Source organism: Prochlorococcus sp. MIT 1303 (assembly GCF_001631965.1).
In the GTDB taxonomy this organism is placed as follows: Bacteria; Cyanobacteriota; Cyanobacteriia; order PCC-6307; family Cyanobiaceae; genus Prochlorococcus; species Prochlorococcus marinus_D.
Window position 1 is genome coordinate 221,569 of sequence record NZ_LVHK01000044.1, and the last position, 15,585, is coordinate 237,153.

Annotated in this window: 19 protein-coding genes and 1 tRNA gene; 8 read left to right on the forward strand and 12 right to left on the reverse strand. The window is 52.1% G+C overall.

Going from position 1 to position 15,585, the window contains the following annotated elements; translation table 11 throughout:
• Positions 1–12 precede the first annotated feature (12 nt).
• A complete protein-coding gene (gene mazG / locus PMIT1303_RS10230; RefSeq protein ID WP_082824486.1) occupies positions 13–927 on the reverse strand; it encodes a nucleoside triphosphate pyrophosphohydrolase in 915 nt (304 codons plus the stop codon).
• Positions 881–1,372, reverse strand: a complete 492-nt coding sequence (locus PMIT1303_RS10235) for a metal-binding protein (RefSeq protein WP_011827505.1) — start codon at positions 1,370–1,372, stop codon at positions 881–883. The genes mazG and PMIT1303_RS10235 overlap by 47 nt, the downstream gene beginning before the upstream one ends.
• Positions 1,373–1,428: 56 nt before the next feature.
• On the opposite strand from PMIT1303_RS10235, the gene PMIT1303_RS10240 reads away from it, so the two are divergent.
• Together PMIT1303_RS10240 and PMIT1303_RS10245 are read left to right on the forward strand one after the other, a co-directional pair.
• A tRNA-Val gene (locus PMIT1303_RS10240) sits at positions 1,429–1,500 on the forward strand.
• A 689-nt stretch (positions 1,501–2,189) separates the two neighbouring features.
• Entirely contained in the window at positions 2,190–2,540 is a 351-nt protein-coding gene (locus PMIT1303_RS10245) for a hypothetical protein (RefSeq protein WP_063398622.1), read from the forward strand.
• A 179-nt stretch (positions 2,541–2,719) separates the two neighbouring features.
• Here the strand turns inward: PMIT1303_RS10245 and PMIT1303_RS10250 are convergent, their stop codons facing one another.
• Positions 2,720–3,124 carry a Fur family transcriptional regulator gene (locus tag PMIT1303_RS10250; RefSeq protein WP_063398623.1) on the reverse strand — a complete coding sequence of 135 codons (405 nt, stop codon included), beginning with the start codon at positions 3,122–3,124 and terminating at the stop codon, positions 2,720–2,722.
• Positions 3,125–3,955: 831 nt separating this feature from the next.
• On the opposite strand from PMIT1303_RS10250, the gene PMIT1303_RS10255 reads away from it, so the two are divergent.
• Genes PMIT1303_RS10255 through PMIT1303_RS10265 form a run of 3 tightly spaced genes read left to right on the forward strand, consistent with a single transcriptional unit; the run spans position 3,956 to position 6,898 of the window.
• Positions 3,956–4,912 (forward strand): permease, encoded by a 957-nt coding sequence (locus tag PMIT1303_RS10255; protein ID WP_063398624.1) that lies wholly within the window; start codon positions 3,956–3,958, stop codon positions 4,910–4,912.
• A gap of 13 nt (positions 4,913–4,925) precedes the next feature.
• Entirely contained in the window at positions 4,926–5,579 is a 654-nt protein-coding gene (locus tag PMIT1303_RS10260; RefSeq protein WP_063398625.1) for a TIGR03943 family protein, read from the forward strand.
• Positions 5,576–6,898, forward strand: coding sequence for a hypothetical protein (locus PMIT1303_RS10265; RefSeq protein ID WP_063398626.1), 1,323 nt, complete (start codon positions 5,576–5,578; stop codon positions 6,896–6,898). Before PMIT1303_RS10260 ends, PMIT1303_RS10265 begins: the two co-directional genes overlap by 4 nt.
• A 15-nt stretch (positions 6,899–6,913) precedes the next feature.
• On the opposite strand, the gene PMIT1303_RS10270 is transcribed toward PMIT1303_RS10265, so the two are convergent.
• Positions 6,914–8,041, reverse strand: coding sequence for a hypothetical protein (locus PMIT1303_RS10270; protein WP_063398627.1), 1,128 nt, complete (start codon positions 8,039–8,041; stop codon positions 6,914–6,916).
• Positions 8,042–8,094: 53 nt separating this feature from the next.
• Complete coding sequence (locus PMIT1303_RS10275) at positions 8,095–9,075, reverse strand: metal ABC transporter substrate-binding protein (protein WP_063398628.1); 981 nt, start codon at positions 9,073–9,075, stop codon at positions 8,095–8,097.
• Positions 9,076–9,197: 122 nt separating this feature from the next.
• Here PMIT1303_RS10275 and PMIT1303_RS10280 point away from each other — a divergent pair, with 122 nt between their 5' ends.
• Together PMIT1303_RS10280 and PMIT1303_RS10285 are read left to right on the forward strand one after the other, a co-directional pair.
• Positions 9,198–9,875, forward strand: coding sequence for an ATP-binding cassette domain-containing protein (locus PMIT1303_RS10280; RefSeq protein ID WP_063398957.1), 678 nt, complete (start codon positions 9,198–9,200; stop codon positions 9,873–9,875).
• Entirely contained in the window at positions 9,868–10,644 is a 777-nt protein-coding gene (locus PMIT1303_RS10285; protein WP_011827494.1) for a metal ABC transporter permease, read from the forward strand. Before PMIT1303_RS10280 ends, PMIT1303_RS10285 begins: the two co-directional genes overlap by 8 nt.
• Positions 10,645–10,651: 7 nt before the next feature.
• Here PMIT1303_RS10285 and PMIT1303_RS10290 read toward each other — a convergent pair whose 3' ends face one another.
• From PMIT1303_RS10290 to PMIT1303_RS10305, 5 genes are all read right to left on the reverse strand, one after another.
• Positions 10,652–11,032 (reverse strand): sigma 54-interacting transcriptional regulator, encoded by a 381-nt coding sequence (locus tag PMIT1303_RS10290; protein ID WP_063398629.1) that lies wholly within the window; start codon positions 11,030–11,032, stop codon positions 10,652–10,654.
• 81 nt (positions 11,033–11,113) lie between these two features.
• Positions 11,114–11,782, reverse strand: coding sequence for a pyridoxamine 5'-phosphate oxidase (gene pdxH, locus PMIT1303_RS10295; RefSeq protein ID WP_063398630.1), 669 nt, complete (start codon positions 11,780–11,782; stop codon positions 11,114–11,116).
• A gap of 224 nt (positions 11,783–12,006) precedes the next feature.
• A complete protein-coding gene (locus PMIT1303_RS14085) occupies positions 12,007–12,279 on the reverse strand; it encodes a pentapeptide repeat-containing protein (protein ID WP_231901453.1) in 273 nt (90 codons plus the stop codon).
• Complete coding sequence (locus tag PMIT1303_RS14090; RefSeq protein WP_231901454.1) at positions 12,261–12,611, reverse strand: pentapeptide repeat-containing protein; 351 nt, start codon at positions 12,609–12,611, stop codon at positions 12,261–12,263. Before PMIT1303_RS14090 ends, PMIT1303_RS14085 begins: the two co-directional genes overlap by 19 nt.
• Positions 12,608–12,913 (reverse strand): helix-turn-helix transcriptional regulator, encoded by a 306-nt coding sequence (locus tag PMIT1303_RS10305; RefSeq protein WP_011131561.1) that lies wholly within the window; start codon positions 12,911–12,913, stop codon positions 12,608–12,610. Before PMIT1303_RS10305 ends, PMIT1303_RS14090 begins: the two co-directional genes overlap by 4 nt.
• 326 nt (positions 12,914–13,239) lie before the next feature.
• On the opposite strand from PMIT1303_RS10305, the gene acsF reads away from it, so the two are divergent.
• On the forward strand, positions 13,240–14,289 hold the full coding sequence (acsF, locus tag PMIT1303_RS10310) for a magnesium-protoporphyrin IX monomethyl ester (oxidative) cyclase (protein ID WP_063398631.1): 1,050 nt from the start codon (positions 13,240–13,242) through the stop codon (positions 14,287–14,289).
• A gap of 95 nt (positions 14,290–14,384) precedes the next feature.
• Here the strand turns inward: acsF and PMIT1303_RS10315 are convergent, their stop codons facing one another.
• Together PMIT1303_RS10315 and PMIT1303_RS10320 are read right to left on the reverse strand one after the other, a co-directional pair.
• A complete protein-coding gene (locus tag PMIT1303_RS10315) occupies positions 14,385–14,750 on the reverse strand; it encodes a 2Fe-2S iron-sulfur cluster-binding protein (protein WP_063398632.1) in 366 nt (121 codons plus the stop codon).
• Positions 14,751–14,885: 135 nt separating this feature from the next.
• Positions 14,886–15,215, reverse strand: a complete 330-nt coding sequence (locus tag PMIT1303_RS10320; RefSeq protein WP_063398633.1) for a hypothetical protein — start codon at positions 15,213–15,215, stop codon at positions 14,886–14,888.
• Positions 15,216–15,585 lie beyond the last annotated feature (370 nt).

Consider the following 15,585-nt stretch of genomic DNA (forward strand, 5'->3'; position numbering starts at 1 on the left):
CTTCAATGTGTGTTAATTCGATATCTTTTTGTCGTCAGCCTCTTCTCGAATTGCTGCTTTGGCTTCTTGCCAAAGTTGTTCTAGTTCCGTCAGTGCGTGGCCGCTTAGCTGGCCCTCGAGTGCTGCTTCAACGCGAGAAAAGCGATCAAGAAAGCGTTGGTTTGTACCTGAAAGGCCTTCTTCTGGGTTTAGGCCGCACCAGCGAGCAACATTCACAAGAGTGAACAGCACATCACCAAGTTCTGTTTGTGCATGGGCTTGGTTTTCATGCTCTACCGCCTCTTTGAGTTCCTCGAACTCTTCTTGCACTTTTCCCCATACTCCATCGATGGTGTTCCACTCGAAGCCAACGTTCGCGACCTTTTTGGAGATGGCCATCGCTCCAGCCAGAGCTGGCTGACCTCTGACCTTGCTACGTAGACGATCGCTTAGTGGACTTTTAGAGGCTGAGCTGGGTTGCTCGCTCGCTTTGATCGATTCCCAACTTTGCCGAACTGCTTTGCTGTCGATTGCGACTGCCTCTGCGAACACATGCGGGTGACGGCGAATCAGCTTTGCGCTGATGCCTCGGGCGATGTCTTCAAGATTGAAGCGTCCTTCTTCGTTAGCGATCTGAGCATGTAGAACGACCTGCAGCAGAAGGTCCCCTAGTTCTTCGCTGAGGTGGTTGTCATCGCCGTTGCGGATGGCGTCGGCCACTTCGTGGGCTTCTTCCAACATGCATGGAATCAAGGAGGTATGGGTCTGCTCCAGATCCCAGGGGCAACCTTCCTTTGGATCCCTGAGCTGGGCCACGATGTTGACCAGCTCCGCGATGGCTTCTGTGGGAGCCAGATGCTGTTCGGCGTCCATGGCCATTGGTTTGTATTGGCCTACCTTCTCATCGATGACGCCAGCGATGCCATTCGGCGGGGAGGGGATCGCCATCGAGAATCAGGTGTAGCCAAACGCTGGCTTCCAGCCCGAGCAGCAGTGACAGGATTGGTTGGGGATTAAGCCGCAGCTGCTCATTCAATGCTTTGGCAAGGCTGAGCGGTGCAGGACAACCCAGCGGCTGCAAGAGCATCAGTAGTAGGCCAGTCCAACTCATCAGGTAGGCGAGCCTTAGACCGGTACCGATCAGTGGGCCGTGGGAGAAGAGGGAGCGATGGGGAATCAGCTTGCGGTAGGGCCACCAAAGTCCTTGCAAGACCCCCCAGCGCTTCAATGGTTTTGAGTAAGTGTCGAGGTCTGGCGAAAGCCACAGTCCGCCGACTACAAAGGCGAGCCCACCCATCAGACCACTAGGCAAACCCATCACAAAGCTCAGAGCGAAGCCAAATGGAAGGCTCCAGAAGCAGGTGGCTTTGTCGTGGTCTTCGCCTGAGGCCATGTCTCTTCTATGGTGATCAAGTCCACCCTGACCTCTTGGGGCACAATTGTCTCTAGGGGCGATTAGCTCAGCGGTAGAGCGCCTGCCTTACAAGCAGGATGTCGCTGGTTCGAACCCAGCATCGCCCATTCATTGGCCTCAATGAATTTTTGGTTTGCCTAAAACTCATAAAAAGCTGTTCACTCAATTCAATGAGCCTTAAATGCGATTGCTAACTGATGGTATTGGCAGGCCAATAAGCTGAATTCTGCACCTTGCTTTGTGTCAAGACATGCACCTGAAGAATGTTTTATTGCATCTTTAATTATGAATGCCTTTGAATCTGACTTTTGAGGCCATGAGTGAAGCCTTCGCGAACGGAAATCTGTAATTGAGCATGCTTTTAATGTGCTAATCGGCTTACGGTCTTTACAAAGCATATCGCTTGATGATGAGTCGTGATTAGGGCAACAAAGTAATGCTCCAATCTTTCCTGAGCCAGGTCGAGAGGAGTTGCTGGTAGGCCGTCTATGTTTCAATTGAGTAGCAATATAAATATTGCCCCAGTTCAGCCATTCTCTCAAATGAATCTGCTTGCACTGTTTAGAGCTCTCTGCCTGCTCTGCCGATTCAGGCAGGACTTCATCATGATCCTCATCAATTCAGCATGAGGCGAGCTTCTGATCACAACTCCCTTCAGACCCATGAAGGTTGATCCGCATTATCAAGGCAGGATTCCCAAGTCCTAGGCCTGAAAGGGTCCGCGGCAGAGCTTGATTTCTTGAGCATGAAGAATTTCGCTAGGGATGCAATAGTGATGCATCGTTAATTCTTTGAGATGGAAAATGGTCCGCGCCTAGGCATTACGCCAACGGCCGCAGCTGAGCTGGTTCGACAGGCTGCTTTGGCCGGCAAGCCAGGCTTGATGCACCTCGATTTGATTAAGGCCACCTGCGATGAGGGTTGGCTTTACATACGACTCCAGCCTGGTGAATGTGGTGGTGTGCCTCTCGCTCGAGCCGATGGCATCACTCTTTTTGCACCGGTGGGCCAGTTCCATTTACTTTCGGGTCTCACCCTCAATTATTATGGAGATTTGAGTGGTGGCGGTTTCTTGATTAGTGTGCCTGAGGGAGCTGAAGCAACTGCTTGTGGTGGAGGTTTTCGTTTTATAGAAAAAGAACGGTAGTTATTTCTAGCAAATGCTCCGGCTTATTTAACATGCCATCTGAATTTTGGCATGGTTAAATTGTTCAACTGTGATTTGATTTGTTGGCGATAGCTTTTCTTGTTGATCATTTTCATTGCTTTGACGTATGAACTTTGCAGGAGGTTGGGCCGCTAGATAAGCATTTCTTCAGTGATATTTCAGGTCAGGGTTTGACCCTTTTGGCAACTCTCACAGTGACCAAAGAACTCAAGTGTGTGAAAGATCAGCTGAAAATTATGACTTTGTTCTTGCGGGATTTTGAGGTTGTGCAAAGGGCAATGATCGATCGGCAGCGTTTTGCCGCAGTCCACGCATGTGAGGTGATGAAGGTCCCTTTCCACTGGCGCATAGAGGGCTTCACCTGTAGGTAGGTGTCGGCATCTCACCAGTCCTCGTTGTTGAAGCTGGCGCAAGTTTCTGTATACGGTCGCAAGTCCCATGGCATAGGGGCTGTCCTGCAAGGCGCGATACAGCTGCTGACCGCTCATTTCATCGCAACAGCCACGTAGTTCTTTCAAAAGTTGGTTCTGCCGCAGTGTGGGCTGACTCTGATCGACAGGCATGGATGAGCTCGTTCACTTGCTCTTTTAGCTCAGAGGAGCTGGCAAGAGGATTGCTTTTGACAAATTTTTTGCATAAATGATTCTAGACAATCAACGAGCAAGACCATTGCACGAATTCAATTTCATGCAAAAAAGCAGATGTTTGAGCTGATCTCAAGAGAATATAGAATCTTTGATTGACAAACTCTTTGCCTCATTTTGAAATGACATTCATCAGAACTTTGGTTTGTGATTTAGTTTCGGCAATTGACTCACTGATGTGTCATTCATCGCGATGATTCGCAATCAATGGCTAATTTTTATATTTTTTACTGAAAATCAAGCCGGCCCTGCAAGATATGAAGGTCTTTGTTCTCAAGTGGTAGAACTCCAGTGGCCTTGCGTTGATTGCTAATTAAGCCAGCATCCTTCAAGGGCTGGAGGTGAAAATAAGCGCGTGATTGTTCAAGCTGTCATTGATTAATCAGAGCAGACAATGTTTTTCAGGCCAGGGAAGTTCTTTTATTTTTTGCATGACAATAGGATCTGGAAGCGTCTTGATTGGAGTTCTGGCACTTGCTTTGGCAGGGCTTCGTATGAAAATCAAGTGGAAGACTATTCGCCAAGCTTTTGAACTCACAAGGGCAATTAGCTTCGCCTGATGCTCAACGCGAGTCAGTCGCTGCCTGTAGGTTATAAGTAGTTTTTAAGGTTGCTTTGGATGCTCATATCATTACATGATTAGCAGCGATCACTGGGCACAAGTTTTCAACCTGATCCATCCAATATCATGAAAAATTCTGCAAAAGATTTCCATTGCTGCAGAATCAGCCACATGCACAGTTGAGCTAGATGGATAGGCTCGCCACAGCCTGGGCGATATTTCAGGGCCTTCTGCTTGAAGCGATTCCCTTCCTGTTGCTGGGTGTCACCATTGCTGGCCTGGCCCGCTGGCTTGTACCCCAGGGGGCCTGGATCGGACGTCTCCCCCGCCATCCACTGCTCGCGCCGATCACGGGTGCCTTAATGGGTTTTGCCCTACCTGCTTGTGAATGCGGCAATGTTCCTGTCGCCCGCCGCTTACTGGCCAGCGGTGCTCCTCTGGGAACAGCCTTCGGCTTTTTGTTTGCAGCGCCAGTCCTGAATCCGATCGTTCTCGCCAGCACCTGGGCCGCTTTTCCTGATCAGTCTTGGTTGCTGATTGCTAGACCACTCGGAGCCTTTCTCATCGCTCTGTTACTGAGTGCACTCCTGGTGCAGCTACCAGAAGCGCAACTGATTGAATCGTCCCTATTGGCAGAACGGCGTCTTAGCCAGCCCTTGAGCAGTATCGGTCTATTAGAAAGAGGCGGTGGGCTGATCGGAGCCGCGATACCAGATCCACAACCAACGAGAATTGAGCGACCTCAACTCAGTGAGGTGCTGGAACAAAGCAGCCGGGAATTTCTTGACTTGCTTGCTCTGCTCGTGCTCGGTTGTGTGATCGCCGCCCTTGTGCAGACCTGGTTGCCACGCAGTTGGCTCTTGGCGGTAGGCAGCGCGCCGACACTCTCGATTGTGGCGTTAATGCTGCTGGCGATTGTGGTCTCGGTGTGCTCAAGCGTGGATGCCTTTCTGGCCCTTGGCTTCGCTGCCCAGGTGACACCTGGAGCCCTGCTGGCGTTCCTGTTACTGGGTCCGGTAGTGGATCTGAAACTTGCAGGTCTGTTCACTGTATTGCTCAGGCCAAAAGCAATTGGCATCACAGCAATCGTGGCCTGTCTAGGCGTGTTGCTCATCGGCCAGTGGGTCAATTTATGGCAACTTTGAACAGGAGAAAACGATGATGCGTGCCCTGCTTCTGCAGCTGTGGGGATGGATGGTGGTCTGGAGTGTTCATTCAGGCCGCCTCGATCTCCTTCTCGCTGGTGGCTTCCACAAACTTGTGAGTGCTTCAGGAGTGGCGCTGCTGATTGCGGGTGTGATGGTGGGGCTGAAAAGCCGCAAGCGGAAAGAATCAGTCTCATGGCCCTGGCTGGCCAGTGCTGGGATGGCAGTACTTGTGTTAGTCGTGCCCCCGCAACCTTCCTTCAGCGACCTGGCAGCCTCGCGCCCGCAAGGCCTACTTGAATCGCCGGATCTGGCTTTCGTGCTGCCGCCTCAACAGCGCACGCTTACGGACTGGGTAAGGCTATTGCGCAGCCAGCCTGACCCGGATCTGGTGGATGGCAATCCTGTCAACATCAGTGGATTTGTGCTCAAGAGAGGCGATCAGCCAGCCCAGATCGCACGCCTTACGGTGCGCTGCTGTCTGGCGGATGCCACCCCTGCAGGGCTACCGGTGTCCTGGCCATTGGAGGCTCAACCCAAGGTCAATCAGTGGCTCAAGATTGAAGGGCAGATGAAGGTGGAAACACGTCAGGGCCAGAGAGTCGCCGTTGTGGTTCCCGAGACAATCACACCGATTCAAAGGCCGGAACGACCGCTGGAACCATGAAGCAAAAGATGTGGGTGCTGCTAACAAGCTTCGCGGCTCTGGTGCTGGCGCAACAGCAACTGCTGCTGAGCCGTCCACCCCGCTTGCTGTCACGCACACCGCAGCCCCTTCAGTCAGGTAGCGCTGCCCTTGACCTTCGCTTCAGTCGGCCGATGCAACTGGGGAGCGTGGCGGCAGATAGTCAACTACAACCGGACCTACCTCACCGTTGGCAGGGGGAGAACAATCTTCTGCATTTGTTGATTGATGCCAATCAGAGAATCAAGGCTTCAATTCAGCTGACGGTTGCTGGACAGGATCATCGAGCCCAGGCTCTACCCCCCCAACACTGGTGGTGGGATCCGAGACCCTGGCTGTTAGTGAATCGCCCGGTGGATGGCGGAGACCAACTGCAAGTCCAGAGCCGTGATGGGCGTTGGATACCCCTGAGCCCCACGCTGAATCAGATTCAGAGAGTTGTTCCCCTTGGCAATGGCAAGGGAGCCGCCTTGATCGAAAAGGATAAGGACTGGAAGCAACGACTCTTTTTGCTGCCTTTGTTGCCACGCAATATCACGGCTCATCGCGACCAGCTCGCTGCTCCAAAGGCAGGGAAATTGATGCCATTAGTGCCAGGGCAATATCTTTTTGCTGATCTCAGCAGCAACCTGAACGGTGACCTGCTTGCGCAAACAGGAGGATTCTCTCCAGGAAGTGGACGCACTGAACTGATCAAAGCGGATGGCCAGAGAAGAACCCTTGAGATCAAAGCCTCCGGTCCGATCCAGCTGCTGCCGGCCGGTGGTGGAGCAGTTGTGCCCACCTTCAACGGGCTGACACTGCGTCCATTGATTGAAAACTACAAGACCCCCCAACTCCTCCCCGGGGCAAGGGATCTCGGAGATTTCTGCCAAGCCACGGGCAGGGTAGTACTCATCCGCCATTGGCCCGACTATCGCCGTTCAATCGAGTTGGTGATTCCAGGATTGCCCCCTAAGCAGCTCTGGCTTGGCGAAGAGTCAGTGCTGGCCTTGAGTTGTGATAACAGGGGCGAACGTGTTTGGGCGGTTCTTGGTCGCAGGCAGGATCGCCGCATGCAACATGAGCTTCTTCTGCTGGATGGCGACGGCTTGGTACTGGGCCGCCGCCAACTAGCACCATGGACTTTTAAGCCACGTTCAATGCTGCAGTTTGACCCTGTGGGCGAACAGTTGTTGATGACTGTCACCAAGCCAGGATTGGACGCAGGTCGAGCGGCTCTGATGGATGCCACCACGCTTGAATGGCTCAAGGTATTGCCAGTACGAATTAAGGAGGCACTTTGGTTGTCCGCAGGGTGATCTATCGCTGTTTGCTTAGAAGCTGAATGTGACGCCGGTGCCGACATGGTGCTGCCAGCCTTCACCCCAGCCTGAGCCTCCTTCTGAACTGTAGGTGGGCTGCCAGTGGGCGAACAGAACAGTGTTGTTGCCGACAGGATATGCAACTTCCAGTTCGCCTGCGAAATCGGTGCGCTGTTCTAGTCCGGAGTAGCTGCCCGGTACGTAGAAGCGTGGTCCAGCGTTGAGGCTGATGTTCAACAGGTCGACATTGAAACCGACTCCAACTCGGGGATCGGTGTAGTTGCCCATCCATGTGCCATCCGATTCCCATCCCTGCCGATGCTCGATAGAGAGATAAACGCCATCGATCAGGTCTTCGAGGCGATCGCCGAGAGCAAAATTGACATCTCCATCACCCAGTGCCCAAACCAATTTCGCGCCTAGTTCATTCTTCAGACCCTTAATGTCTTCGCCTTGATCCTTGGTGACGTAGTAGGGATTCCAGGAAACCGAGAGGCTCAGCCGATCGTTAGGGGAATAGCGCGCCTGTAGGAAACCGCGGACATCGGAGCGTTTGTAGTCGGTGTCATGGGCCCCATGGCCAGCATGGTCGTCATGGCCAGCATGCTCATCGTCGTCGTCATGATCGTCATGCTCGGCATGGTCGTCGTCATCATGCTCGTCATGATCGTCGTCAGCATGGTCGCCATGGTCATCGCCATGGTCGTCGTTATGCTCATCATGGTCGTCATGCTCGGCATGTTCATCGTCGCTATGGCTATCCGTCTCCTCGTCATGCTCATCCACATGAACCTTGCCGTAAAAGTGTTCCGCTTCACCCCACACCAGGGCTGGACCAATGGCGGCTTCAATCGCGAAGCTACCGTTATTGCCAAGACCCCACTCCATCACTACGCCAAACAAACCATCGATGGCGTAGTGCTCAGGGCTGCCCTCGAGGTTGGTTTCGAACCCTCCATGGCCTTCGATGGTGAGAACGGGGGATGTACGAAATTCACCTGCCTCTAGCGCTTCTGCGCCACCGCCGCCATGGTTGCCACCTGCAACGCTGGGGCGGCAGAGGCTGGCATCAAGCGTTGTTGGAGCAAGTAGGAGCGCTAGAAGTAAAAGCTTGGGCCGATTGAAGAGACGATGAGACATTGGTTTGTGTAGGAATGACTTGAAAGGGATTCAACAAAGGTGAAATTGATTGTTCAACGAATTGCGGACCAACGCGCCATCAGCTCATCGGCAGCAGCCTGATCACACTGGCCTCCTTGGCCTTGGACCACAGTGCAAATGTTTAGCGTTGCCGTGCCCACTGTGGAGCGATCGGGAGCGAGGCCATCGGCGAACAGAGGTGAGCTATAAACGGGCAGACCAGTGCTGCGGCTGATACGGCGCAGGGTCTTGCTGACAGGCAGAGATTCAGGGAAAAGGGTTTGGGCGCCGGAGCCCTGCACTTCAGCTGTGATCGTTCGAAGGCTAGAGGGGCGCAAAACGCCTCCGGTTGTGAAGGAATCGAGCATGGTGATTTGTCTCAGCCCATAGCGATTCGTAAGGTAGCTATAAGCTTTGTGTTCACTCACGAGAACGCGCTGATTCTCAGGAATCGTGGCGAACTGGTTACCGCCCCAATCACCAACTGCATTGAGCACGTTAATCGCTTCTGCCGCCCGAGCAGCCAATGCAGCCTGTTGCGTTGCAGGCAGGACAGGAGCGAGACGCTCAGCAATAACGGTCACCATCGCGGCCGAGTTGGCGGGATCGTGCCAGACATGGGGGTCTGACTCGTCGTGGTCATGAGCACCATGCTCCGCATGGCCGTTGTCGTGGTTTGCGTGGACCGTAGTGGGTATTGCTTTCTCCGCTACGGCTACCACCTTGGCTGAGCCGCTGATTTTGTTTGCACTCGGGGTGAGGTTGTAGCCGTTGTGCAACACCAAACTCGCACTGCTCAGAGCTTGTCGATCACTGGGTTTGAGCCGGTAGTTGTGGGGATCGCTACCCGGTTGAATCAGGCAAACCACCTTGGCATCTGAGGCCACAAGGGTGCGAGTGAGATCACAGAGCACACCATCAATGGCTACCACGGTTGGCTGACTTGCCTGTGCAGAAACTGGAGTAGCGGAGACTGTGGCTAGAACAAGTAGAGCGTTTATGGCTGAAGGTGTGATACGGCGAGCTGAAGCCAAAATGTTCTAAAATGAGAATGATTCCCATTTTTATGACCAGGCGGGGTTCTGTGCGTGCTCTTGTTTCAGTTCCAAGACAGGACCAAGGTCTTCATCAGTTGGGTGTTGGCATTGCCTCAGCGATGCCGAGCCTCAGCGTGCGAGGTGTCTCCTATGACTACGACAACTGCCCTGCCATTAAGAGCGTTGATCTCGACCTTAACCCTGGGACGCTTACAGCCCTCGTCGGTCCTAATGGTGCTGGTAAGTCCACCCTGCTTCATTTGATTCAGGGTTGCCTTAGAGCGAACCAGGGCACGATTGAAAGCAACGGCAGTATTGCTTTGATGCCACAACGGGCGTCGATCGACTGGTCGTTTCCGATCACGGTGACGCAGATGGTGGAGTTGGGAAGATTGCGTAGGCGCAATCGAGGGCAGCAGCTTTCTGCGCAGCAGCTACTCAATCAGGTTGGGCTGAATGGTCTCGGTGCTCGACGTCTCGACCGGCTTTCAGGAGGCCAGCAGCAGCGGGTGCTGCTGGCACGGGCACTGATGCAGCAGACCAGCATCTTGCTGCTCGATGAACCTTGCAGCGCCATCGACCCGCCGACGCGTGAACACCTACTCATAGTGATGCGCCAGCAAGCAGAATCGGGACAAACCCTACTCGTGAGTAGCCATGATTGGGGCAGTGCCCTGGACAGTTATGACCGAGTGGTGGTGCTCGACGGCACGGTTCTTGCCTGTGGCACACCCGAGGAAGTGCGCCAGAACCTCACCGACATGACTTGCATGATGGGCAGTCACTGCTGTGGATGACTTTGGCGTTTGGTGGCTAACGCCACTGATCCTGGCTCTGATGGTTGGGGTGATCTGCCCGACGACTGGTGCTCTGCTGATTACTCAGCGACGCATCCTTTTAGCCAATCTGATGGCCCATTCGGTCTTGCCAGGGCTGGTGCTTGCGCTGGCATTCGAGCTGGATCCCCTAATCGGTGGTTTGCTGAGCGGTCTGCTGGGTGCGTTGCTGGCAGAACAGCTCAACCATCGCTTCAAAGGCCGGGAGGAGGGCGCAATGAACACCGTGCTGGCGGGTTTCACTGCCCTGGGGGTGCTGCTGGTGCCCCTGCTGCAAGCGCGAATCGATCTGGAAGCCCTTCTTTTTGGAGACATGCTTGCTGGCAACGGTAGCGATGTGATCCGGACGCTGATCGCTGCCGCTGCCTTGCTGCTGCTGTTGCTCAGTCGTTATCAGGATCTTGTGTTTCTCGGTGTGGATCAGGAGGGTGCGATCGCGGCGCGACGACCGGTCATGCAGATCCGTTTCATCACGATTCTGATCACCGCTTTGGTCGTGATCAGTGCAATCACTGCCGTTGGTGTTGTGCTTGTGATTGCCCTGCTTTGCGCTCCTGTGTTGGTGAATCTTGATCGCAGCGAGAGTCTGCGCGTCTTGATGCTGCGCTCTGCTGGCACTGGTGTGCTGCTGAGCAGTGGCGGATTAATGCTGGCGATTTTGTTGGATCTGCCGCCTGGGCCTTTGATTGGGGTGCTTTGTCTGGTGTTGTTGCTTTTTTGGCGCCGTTGACCAAGGTTCAGATTGACATCGATACTGACGGCAAAAGTTGTTCGGAGTTGCCATCCCCTAGGCAATCGAGCAGAGACAGTTCATGAGAGCCTTCTCTGCCAAAAAGTTCAACGCCTTGCCCTCGTATGTTGCTGGCATCGAAGCTCATCAAAAGAAGGCGTCGATCGGCAGAGCCGAAATGAACCAGTCTGGCGATGTTGTCTTTTTCTAAGCCTGGTTCACCACTGATTAAGACTGGCTTGCGCTCTGGATCATTGGCTGCTTGGCGAATGGATTCCCGTAACTTGCAGGCATAGCGGCTGCCTCCCACGACGCCGCGGCGTGGGCGACCGATTAGGTAGGGAGCCATCCGCATCATGCATTGATGGCTGGGGGTGGTGGACTCCATACCGAACAGACACGAGGGACATCCAACTCATCCAAGCTGACAGAAAGCCATTGCGGCTCAAGCTCATCTTGATCAATTAATTCATGGGGCTAAGCGCTCGATGCGCCAGGTTTGCGCATGGTGGCTGTCTTGTTGGGGCCGGTAGCGAAATCGATCGTTTAGCCGGTTCTCGCGTCCCTGCCAGAATTCGAATTCAGTCGGAACCACCCGAAAGCCACCCCAGAACTCAGGGAGGGGTACTTCACCATTGGCGAAGCGACGATTCATTTCTTGCCATTTCATGTCCAGGATCTGGCGCGAGCTGATCACTTGGCTTTGCTGCGATACCCAGACCCCAAGGCGACTCCCGAAGGGCCTTGAGCTGAAATAGGCCTGAGATTCAGCTCTGCTGATGCGCTCAGCAGGGCCCATGATTGCGACTTGCCGCTCAAGCTCATACCAGGGAAATAGCAGGCTCACATTCGGATGCGCAGAAATGTCTTGGGCTTTTCGGCTGCCGTAATTGGTGAAGAACACAAATCCGTGCTTGTCAAAGGCTTTGAGCAGCACTGTGCGGCTACTGGGGCGCTTGCCATCAAAGGTGCTGAGTACCATGGCTGTGGACTCTTGCAGATCAGCTGCGATGGCTTGCTGAAGCCAGCGACGGAATTGCTCGACTGGATCGGTATCTAGGTCGACACTGCGCAGGCTTGCTCTTTGGTAATTTCGCCTAATCGCTGCAATGTCTTGATCAGGGGAGGGTGCACCCATGGGGGGTTAAGAAGGTCCTTAGCAATGCCGCTTGGGCCCGCCGCTTGATGTTCTATCTGTTTAGCAGGGTGTATTACTGCTGAGGCTTAATCCTTTCAGTATCGGTTTTGAAAGATCTGAATTTGCCGCACTGGTCAAGATCCGCATCAGCGCCTTGCAATGAGCTCATCAATGGATGGGTGTTGCGTTTTTAGGTTTAACTCCCTCGGGTAGCAGGGCTCCTTCTAGCTTGCTGTCCCCAGATCGCATCCATTTAGGTCCGCTCCGCGTAGATCGGCCTCGCAGAAGGATGTGCGGTAGAAGCAGCAGCGAAGCAGGTTGGCTCCGTGCAGATTGGTTCTCTGCAGAAGGACATAACTAAGGTCTGCGTTGTTGAGATCTTCTTTGCCTAGGTCAGTGAGTTGATCGAGGTATGAACGGAATTCTGCCTCGACTAGCCGGGTGTGATGCCATCTGCTGCTGGCAGCAATCACGCCTCTTAAGCAGCAGCGATGCATGACAGCCTCGCTGAAGTTTGCTTTTGCATACGGGATCTGGAGAGGTCAGCTTCGTGCCAAAACGATTGCTGAGCTTGACGATTGGAAAGATCTGCCCCCCATAGCAAGGCTTCTTGAAAACAGCATCCCTGGACGTTGGCATTGCTTAGCTGGGCATGACCAAAGCGGGCTTCCTTGAAACAGCTTTCGGTGAGTTCGCAACTTGATAGATCGAGATCAAGACCATCGACTTGAATGAGCTGAAGCCCTGGAAAACAACGCTTGCCATCAGCAAGGGCTTGTCGTAATTGGTCGAGGTTTTGTGGGCTAAGGGAAGGGATCTCCTCGATCAAATGATGGAGGAGAGCTCGTCGAGCTGTTGGCGGCGGGCGGTCATGATCAGTTTTTGCGCCTGGCTAATCAGTTTGAACACAGCCTTGTCCATCACCTCGTAGTACACGAGGGATCCTTCAGGGCGGCGATGCACCACTCCAGCGATGGTCAGCAGCTTCAGGTGTTTCGATACCAGGGCCTGGCTTAGGTCAGTTTTTTCAACAACGGCAGTTACATTGAGAGGTCCGCTCCTGAGTGCCTCAAGAACTGCCAGGCGATTGGGCTCTGAGAACACTTTGAAGTACTCGGCGAGGAGCTCCATATCAATAACTTATATAAAACAGAATAAACTTAGCGTGACCTGCTGAGACTTGATGAGGTATGTTAACGCAATAGCGTTATATTGGCTTAGGCCTCCTTTTTGGATTGTTGTCTGGGCCGAAGCCCCTGCAGGCTTGTAGTTACAGGATTGCTGATCAGCCTTGAGACTTCTAGATCTTGCGGGTTCTTGGGCGCGATTGGCTGTATCGAGGCTGCTTGTGTTCTTGTGTTGTGATTTGGATACTCGGTGTATTTTGCGATTGCCTAAGGAAAAGGGCGATTTTTAAAGCAAAGGCCTTATGATCACTTGCCAGTTAGAGCAAGGTGATGACGGCCACTACTGCTACTGCCCCTACCATGAGAGGAGGAGGGAGGAATGAGCTTCCGCCACACCTTGATGACAACCTCCTGACTCCGCGTTTTTACACCACAGAATTCGATAAGGCAGCCAAAACTGATCTTGACATCGCCCGCAAAGATTTTGAGGCGATGTTTAAAGAGATGGAAGCAGACTACAACCTGAAACATTTTGATCGCAAGGCTTCTCTAGAGCGCCTTTCTGAACTCTCTCCTGAGGACAAGGCTATTTATGAGAGCTACTTGGTTCGCTCTGTGGTCTCAGAGTTTTCTGGATTTTTACTCTTTAAGGAGATCTCAAATAGATTTAAGAAAGCAGGTCGTCAGGAATTAGGGCAGTTTTTTACATTTTTAGCAAGGGATGAAGCTCGTCATGCAGGTTTTCTTGGTAGGGCATTAAAGGCAGAAGGAATTAATGTTGATTTGCCAAACTTAGGCAACAAAAGAGCGGCCACATTTTTTCCGCTCAGCTGGGTGCTCTACTCTTTATATCTTTCTGAGAAGATTGGCTATTGGCGTTATATCTTGATTAACCGTCACTTAAATGATAACCCAGAGAAGGTATGTGCGCCTTTATTTGACTTTTTTGAGCCATGGTGTCAGGACGAAAATCGTCATGGTGATTGCATCAATCTGATGATGCGTTGCTGGCCAGGAATGACCAAAGGCTTCCGAGGCAAGCTTCTCAGCCGCTTTTTCCTTTGGAGTGTTTTTCTTACACACACACTCACTGTTTGCGAGCGGGGTGATTTCTATGGGCTTTTGGGTATCGACCCTGTCCTTTTTGATGAGGAGGTGATCGTGCAAACCAATAACACTTCTCGCAATGCATTCCCTTGGGTTTACAACTTCGATGATGGCAAATTCCTGGAAATGCGTATGCAGATCTTGAAGGCATTCCGTAATTGGAGGGAAAGCTCCGGCTTGGCTAAGCCAGTAGCTCTTAGTAAGTTTGTTTCCTTGATTCTTCGGCAATTTGCATTGCCAATGCAGAAAACAAATGCAGTTCGCTATGGATAAATGATTCTGCTGAAGAAGACTTGATGAAATCCTGAGAGTTTTCTTCAGAGTACAACACAAGTTATATTTCTGTAGGCTTTGATGCTTGAGTATGTTTATAGATCAAAAGGGCTGCCTGCTTTAGATTTAATGGTACCCAAATCTTTGCCGAACTGCATTTCGTAGACCTCATCCTCATCCTGAGTCTCAACTTCTAGATCTCCAGTTGCTCTTGCCACGCAAAGCAGCCCATATCCTTTGTCGCGCATTTCTTTTGAAAGGCCAATACCAGCCGTTTGATCCATCTCGCCAGATAAAATTCTTACCGCGCATGTTGTGCAACAGCCATTTCTGCATGAAAAAGGCAGCTGCTCTCCACGTGACTCGAAAGAGCGTAGAATATATTCCCCATCTGGCACATCAAAAGTAATTGTGCGGCCTGCTTGGCGGTGGTGGATTGTGATCTTGTGAAGGGATGTCATATGAGTAGCAAGAATGTGAAAGTGTTTTTTCAATGTAGTAAGGATAGGTATTTTTTTTATGCTTCGCTAGCAGATGAGTTTGTAGTGTTGGCTTGGTGTTGATTGATCACCCGTATCAACTGCCAGTGCAATTATTTATTGAATACTAAGATCCCTATTTGTTGGTGCCGGCGGTAATGAACTTGCATGTTCATGTAATTGCTCCACATCTAGTTGAATGCTGCAACTCTCACCACCAAAGCGCATTTTTAGCCAATTGATTGTTGTGAGTTCGTTGGCAACCACTGCTTCCACTCCTGTGCCAGGCAGATTGAATTTCTGAACCAGTTCAGGAGAAAGATACCAAAAAGCTACATCGTCGCCATTGCGCTTCCGACGTTCGCGAATTGTTTCTCGTAATTGCCCATTGCCGGTCAGTTGGCCGGTAGGGGCCAATAGTACGAAGAGAGCTTGGGTCTCTGACATGGCGAAAAGTGCTTAGAGAAATCCTTTAAATCAATCTTATACGCCAAGTTGTTTTGTCTTTGCAGGATGGAGCTCAGCCTTTAGTGGCAATGGTAGGGCGTTGCTTTGATTGTTTTATAGGTTTTCGCCTTTGCCTTCTCCAGTTTGGTTGTGTGCTCTACTTGGCTGTTTTTTCAAGACGATTGCTCTGATATTGCGATTGAAAGGAATCTGAAGCCATCAATCACACTATTTTTAGCTTGTTAGTCGATCCCGTTAGCTCTACTCGCTAAGAGCAGCACCGCCAAGGCAAGTTCTTCATGCGGCCTACTTTTTTCGTCCGAAATGTTGAGGATTGACGCAGTTCGTTGTTGGTCCATTATTCCCTTTT

Excerpts from the sequence above, each read along its gene's own strand:
- mazG (WP_082824486.1), bottom strand. The coding sequence starts at position 927 with ATGGCGATCCCCTCCCCGCCGAATGGCATCGCTGGCGTCATCGATGAG.
- PMIT1303_RS10235 (WP_011827505.1), bottom strand. The coding sequence starts at position 1,372 with ATGGCCTCAGGCGAAGACCACGACAAAGCCACCTGCTTCTGGAGCCTT.
- PMIT1303_RS10245 (WP_063398622.1), top strand. The coding sequence starts at position 2,190 with ATGGAAAATGGTCCGCGCCTAGGCATTACGCCAACGGCCGCAGCTGAG.
- PMIT1303_RS10250 (WP_063398623.1), bottom strand. The coding sequence starts at position 3,124 with ATGCCTGTCGATCAGAGTCAGCCCACACTGCGGCAGAACCAACTTTTG.
- PMIT1303_RS10255 (WP_063398624.1), top strand. The coding sequence starts at position 3,956 with ATGGATAGGCTCGCCACAGCCTGGGCGATATTTCAGGGCCTTCTGCTT.
- PMIT1303_RS10260 (WP_063398625.1), top strand. The coding sequence starts at position 4,926 with ATGATGCGTGCCCTGCTTCTGCAGCTGTGGGGATGGATGGTGGTCTGG.
- PMIT1303_RS10265 (WP_063398626.1), top strand. The coding sequence starts at position 5,576 with ATGAAGCAAAAGATGTGGGTGCTGCTAACAAGCTTCGCGGCTCTGGTG.
- PMIT1303_RS10270 (WP_063398627.1), bottom strand. The coding sequence starts at position 8,041 with ATGTCTCATCGTCTCTTCAATCGGCCCAAGCTTTTACTTCTAGCGCTC.
- PMIT1303_RS10280 (WP_063398957.1), top strand. The coding sequence starts at position 9,198 with ATGCCGAGCCTCAGCGTGCGAGGTGTCTCCTATGACTACGACAACTGC.
- PMIT1303_RS10290 (WP_063398629.1), bottom strand. The coding sequence starts at position 11,032 with ATGGAGTCCACCACCCCCAGCCATCAATGCATGATGCGGATGGCTCCC.
- pdxH (WP_063398630.1), bottom strand. The coding sequence starts at position 11,782 with ATGGGTGCACCCTCCCCTGATCAAGACATTGCAGCGATTAGGCGAAAT.
- PMIT1303_RS14085 (WP_231901453.1), bottom strand. The coding sequence starts at position 12,279 with ATGCATCGCTGCTGCTTAAGAGGCGTGATTGCTGCCAGCAGCAGATGG.
- PMIT1303_RS10305 (WP_011131561.1), bottom strand. The coding sequence starts at position 12,913 with ATGGAGCTCCTCGCCGAGTACTTCAAAGTGTTCTCAGAGCCCAATCGC.
- acsF (WP_063398631.1), top strand. The coding sequence starts at position 13,240 with ATGACGGCCACTACTGCTACTGCCCCTACCATGAGAGGAGGAGGGAGG.
- PMIT1303_RS10315 (WP_063398632.1), bottom strand. The coding sequence starts at position 14,750 with ATGACATCCCTTCACAAGATCACAATCCACCACCGCCAAGCAGGCCGC.
- PMIT1303_RS10320 (WP_063398633.1), bottom strand. The coding sequence starts at position 15,215 with ATGTCAGAGACCCAAGCTCTCTTCGTACTATTGGCCCCTACCGGCCAA.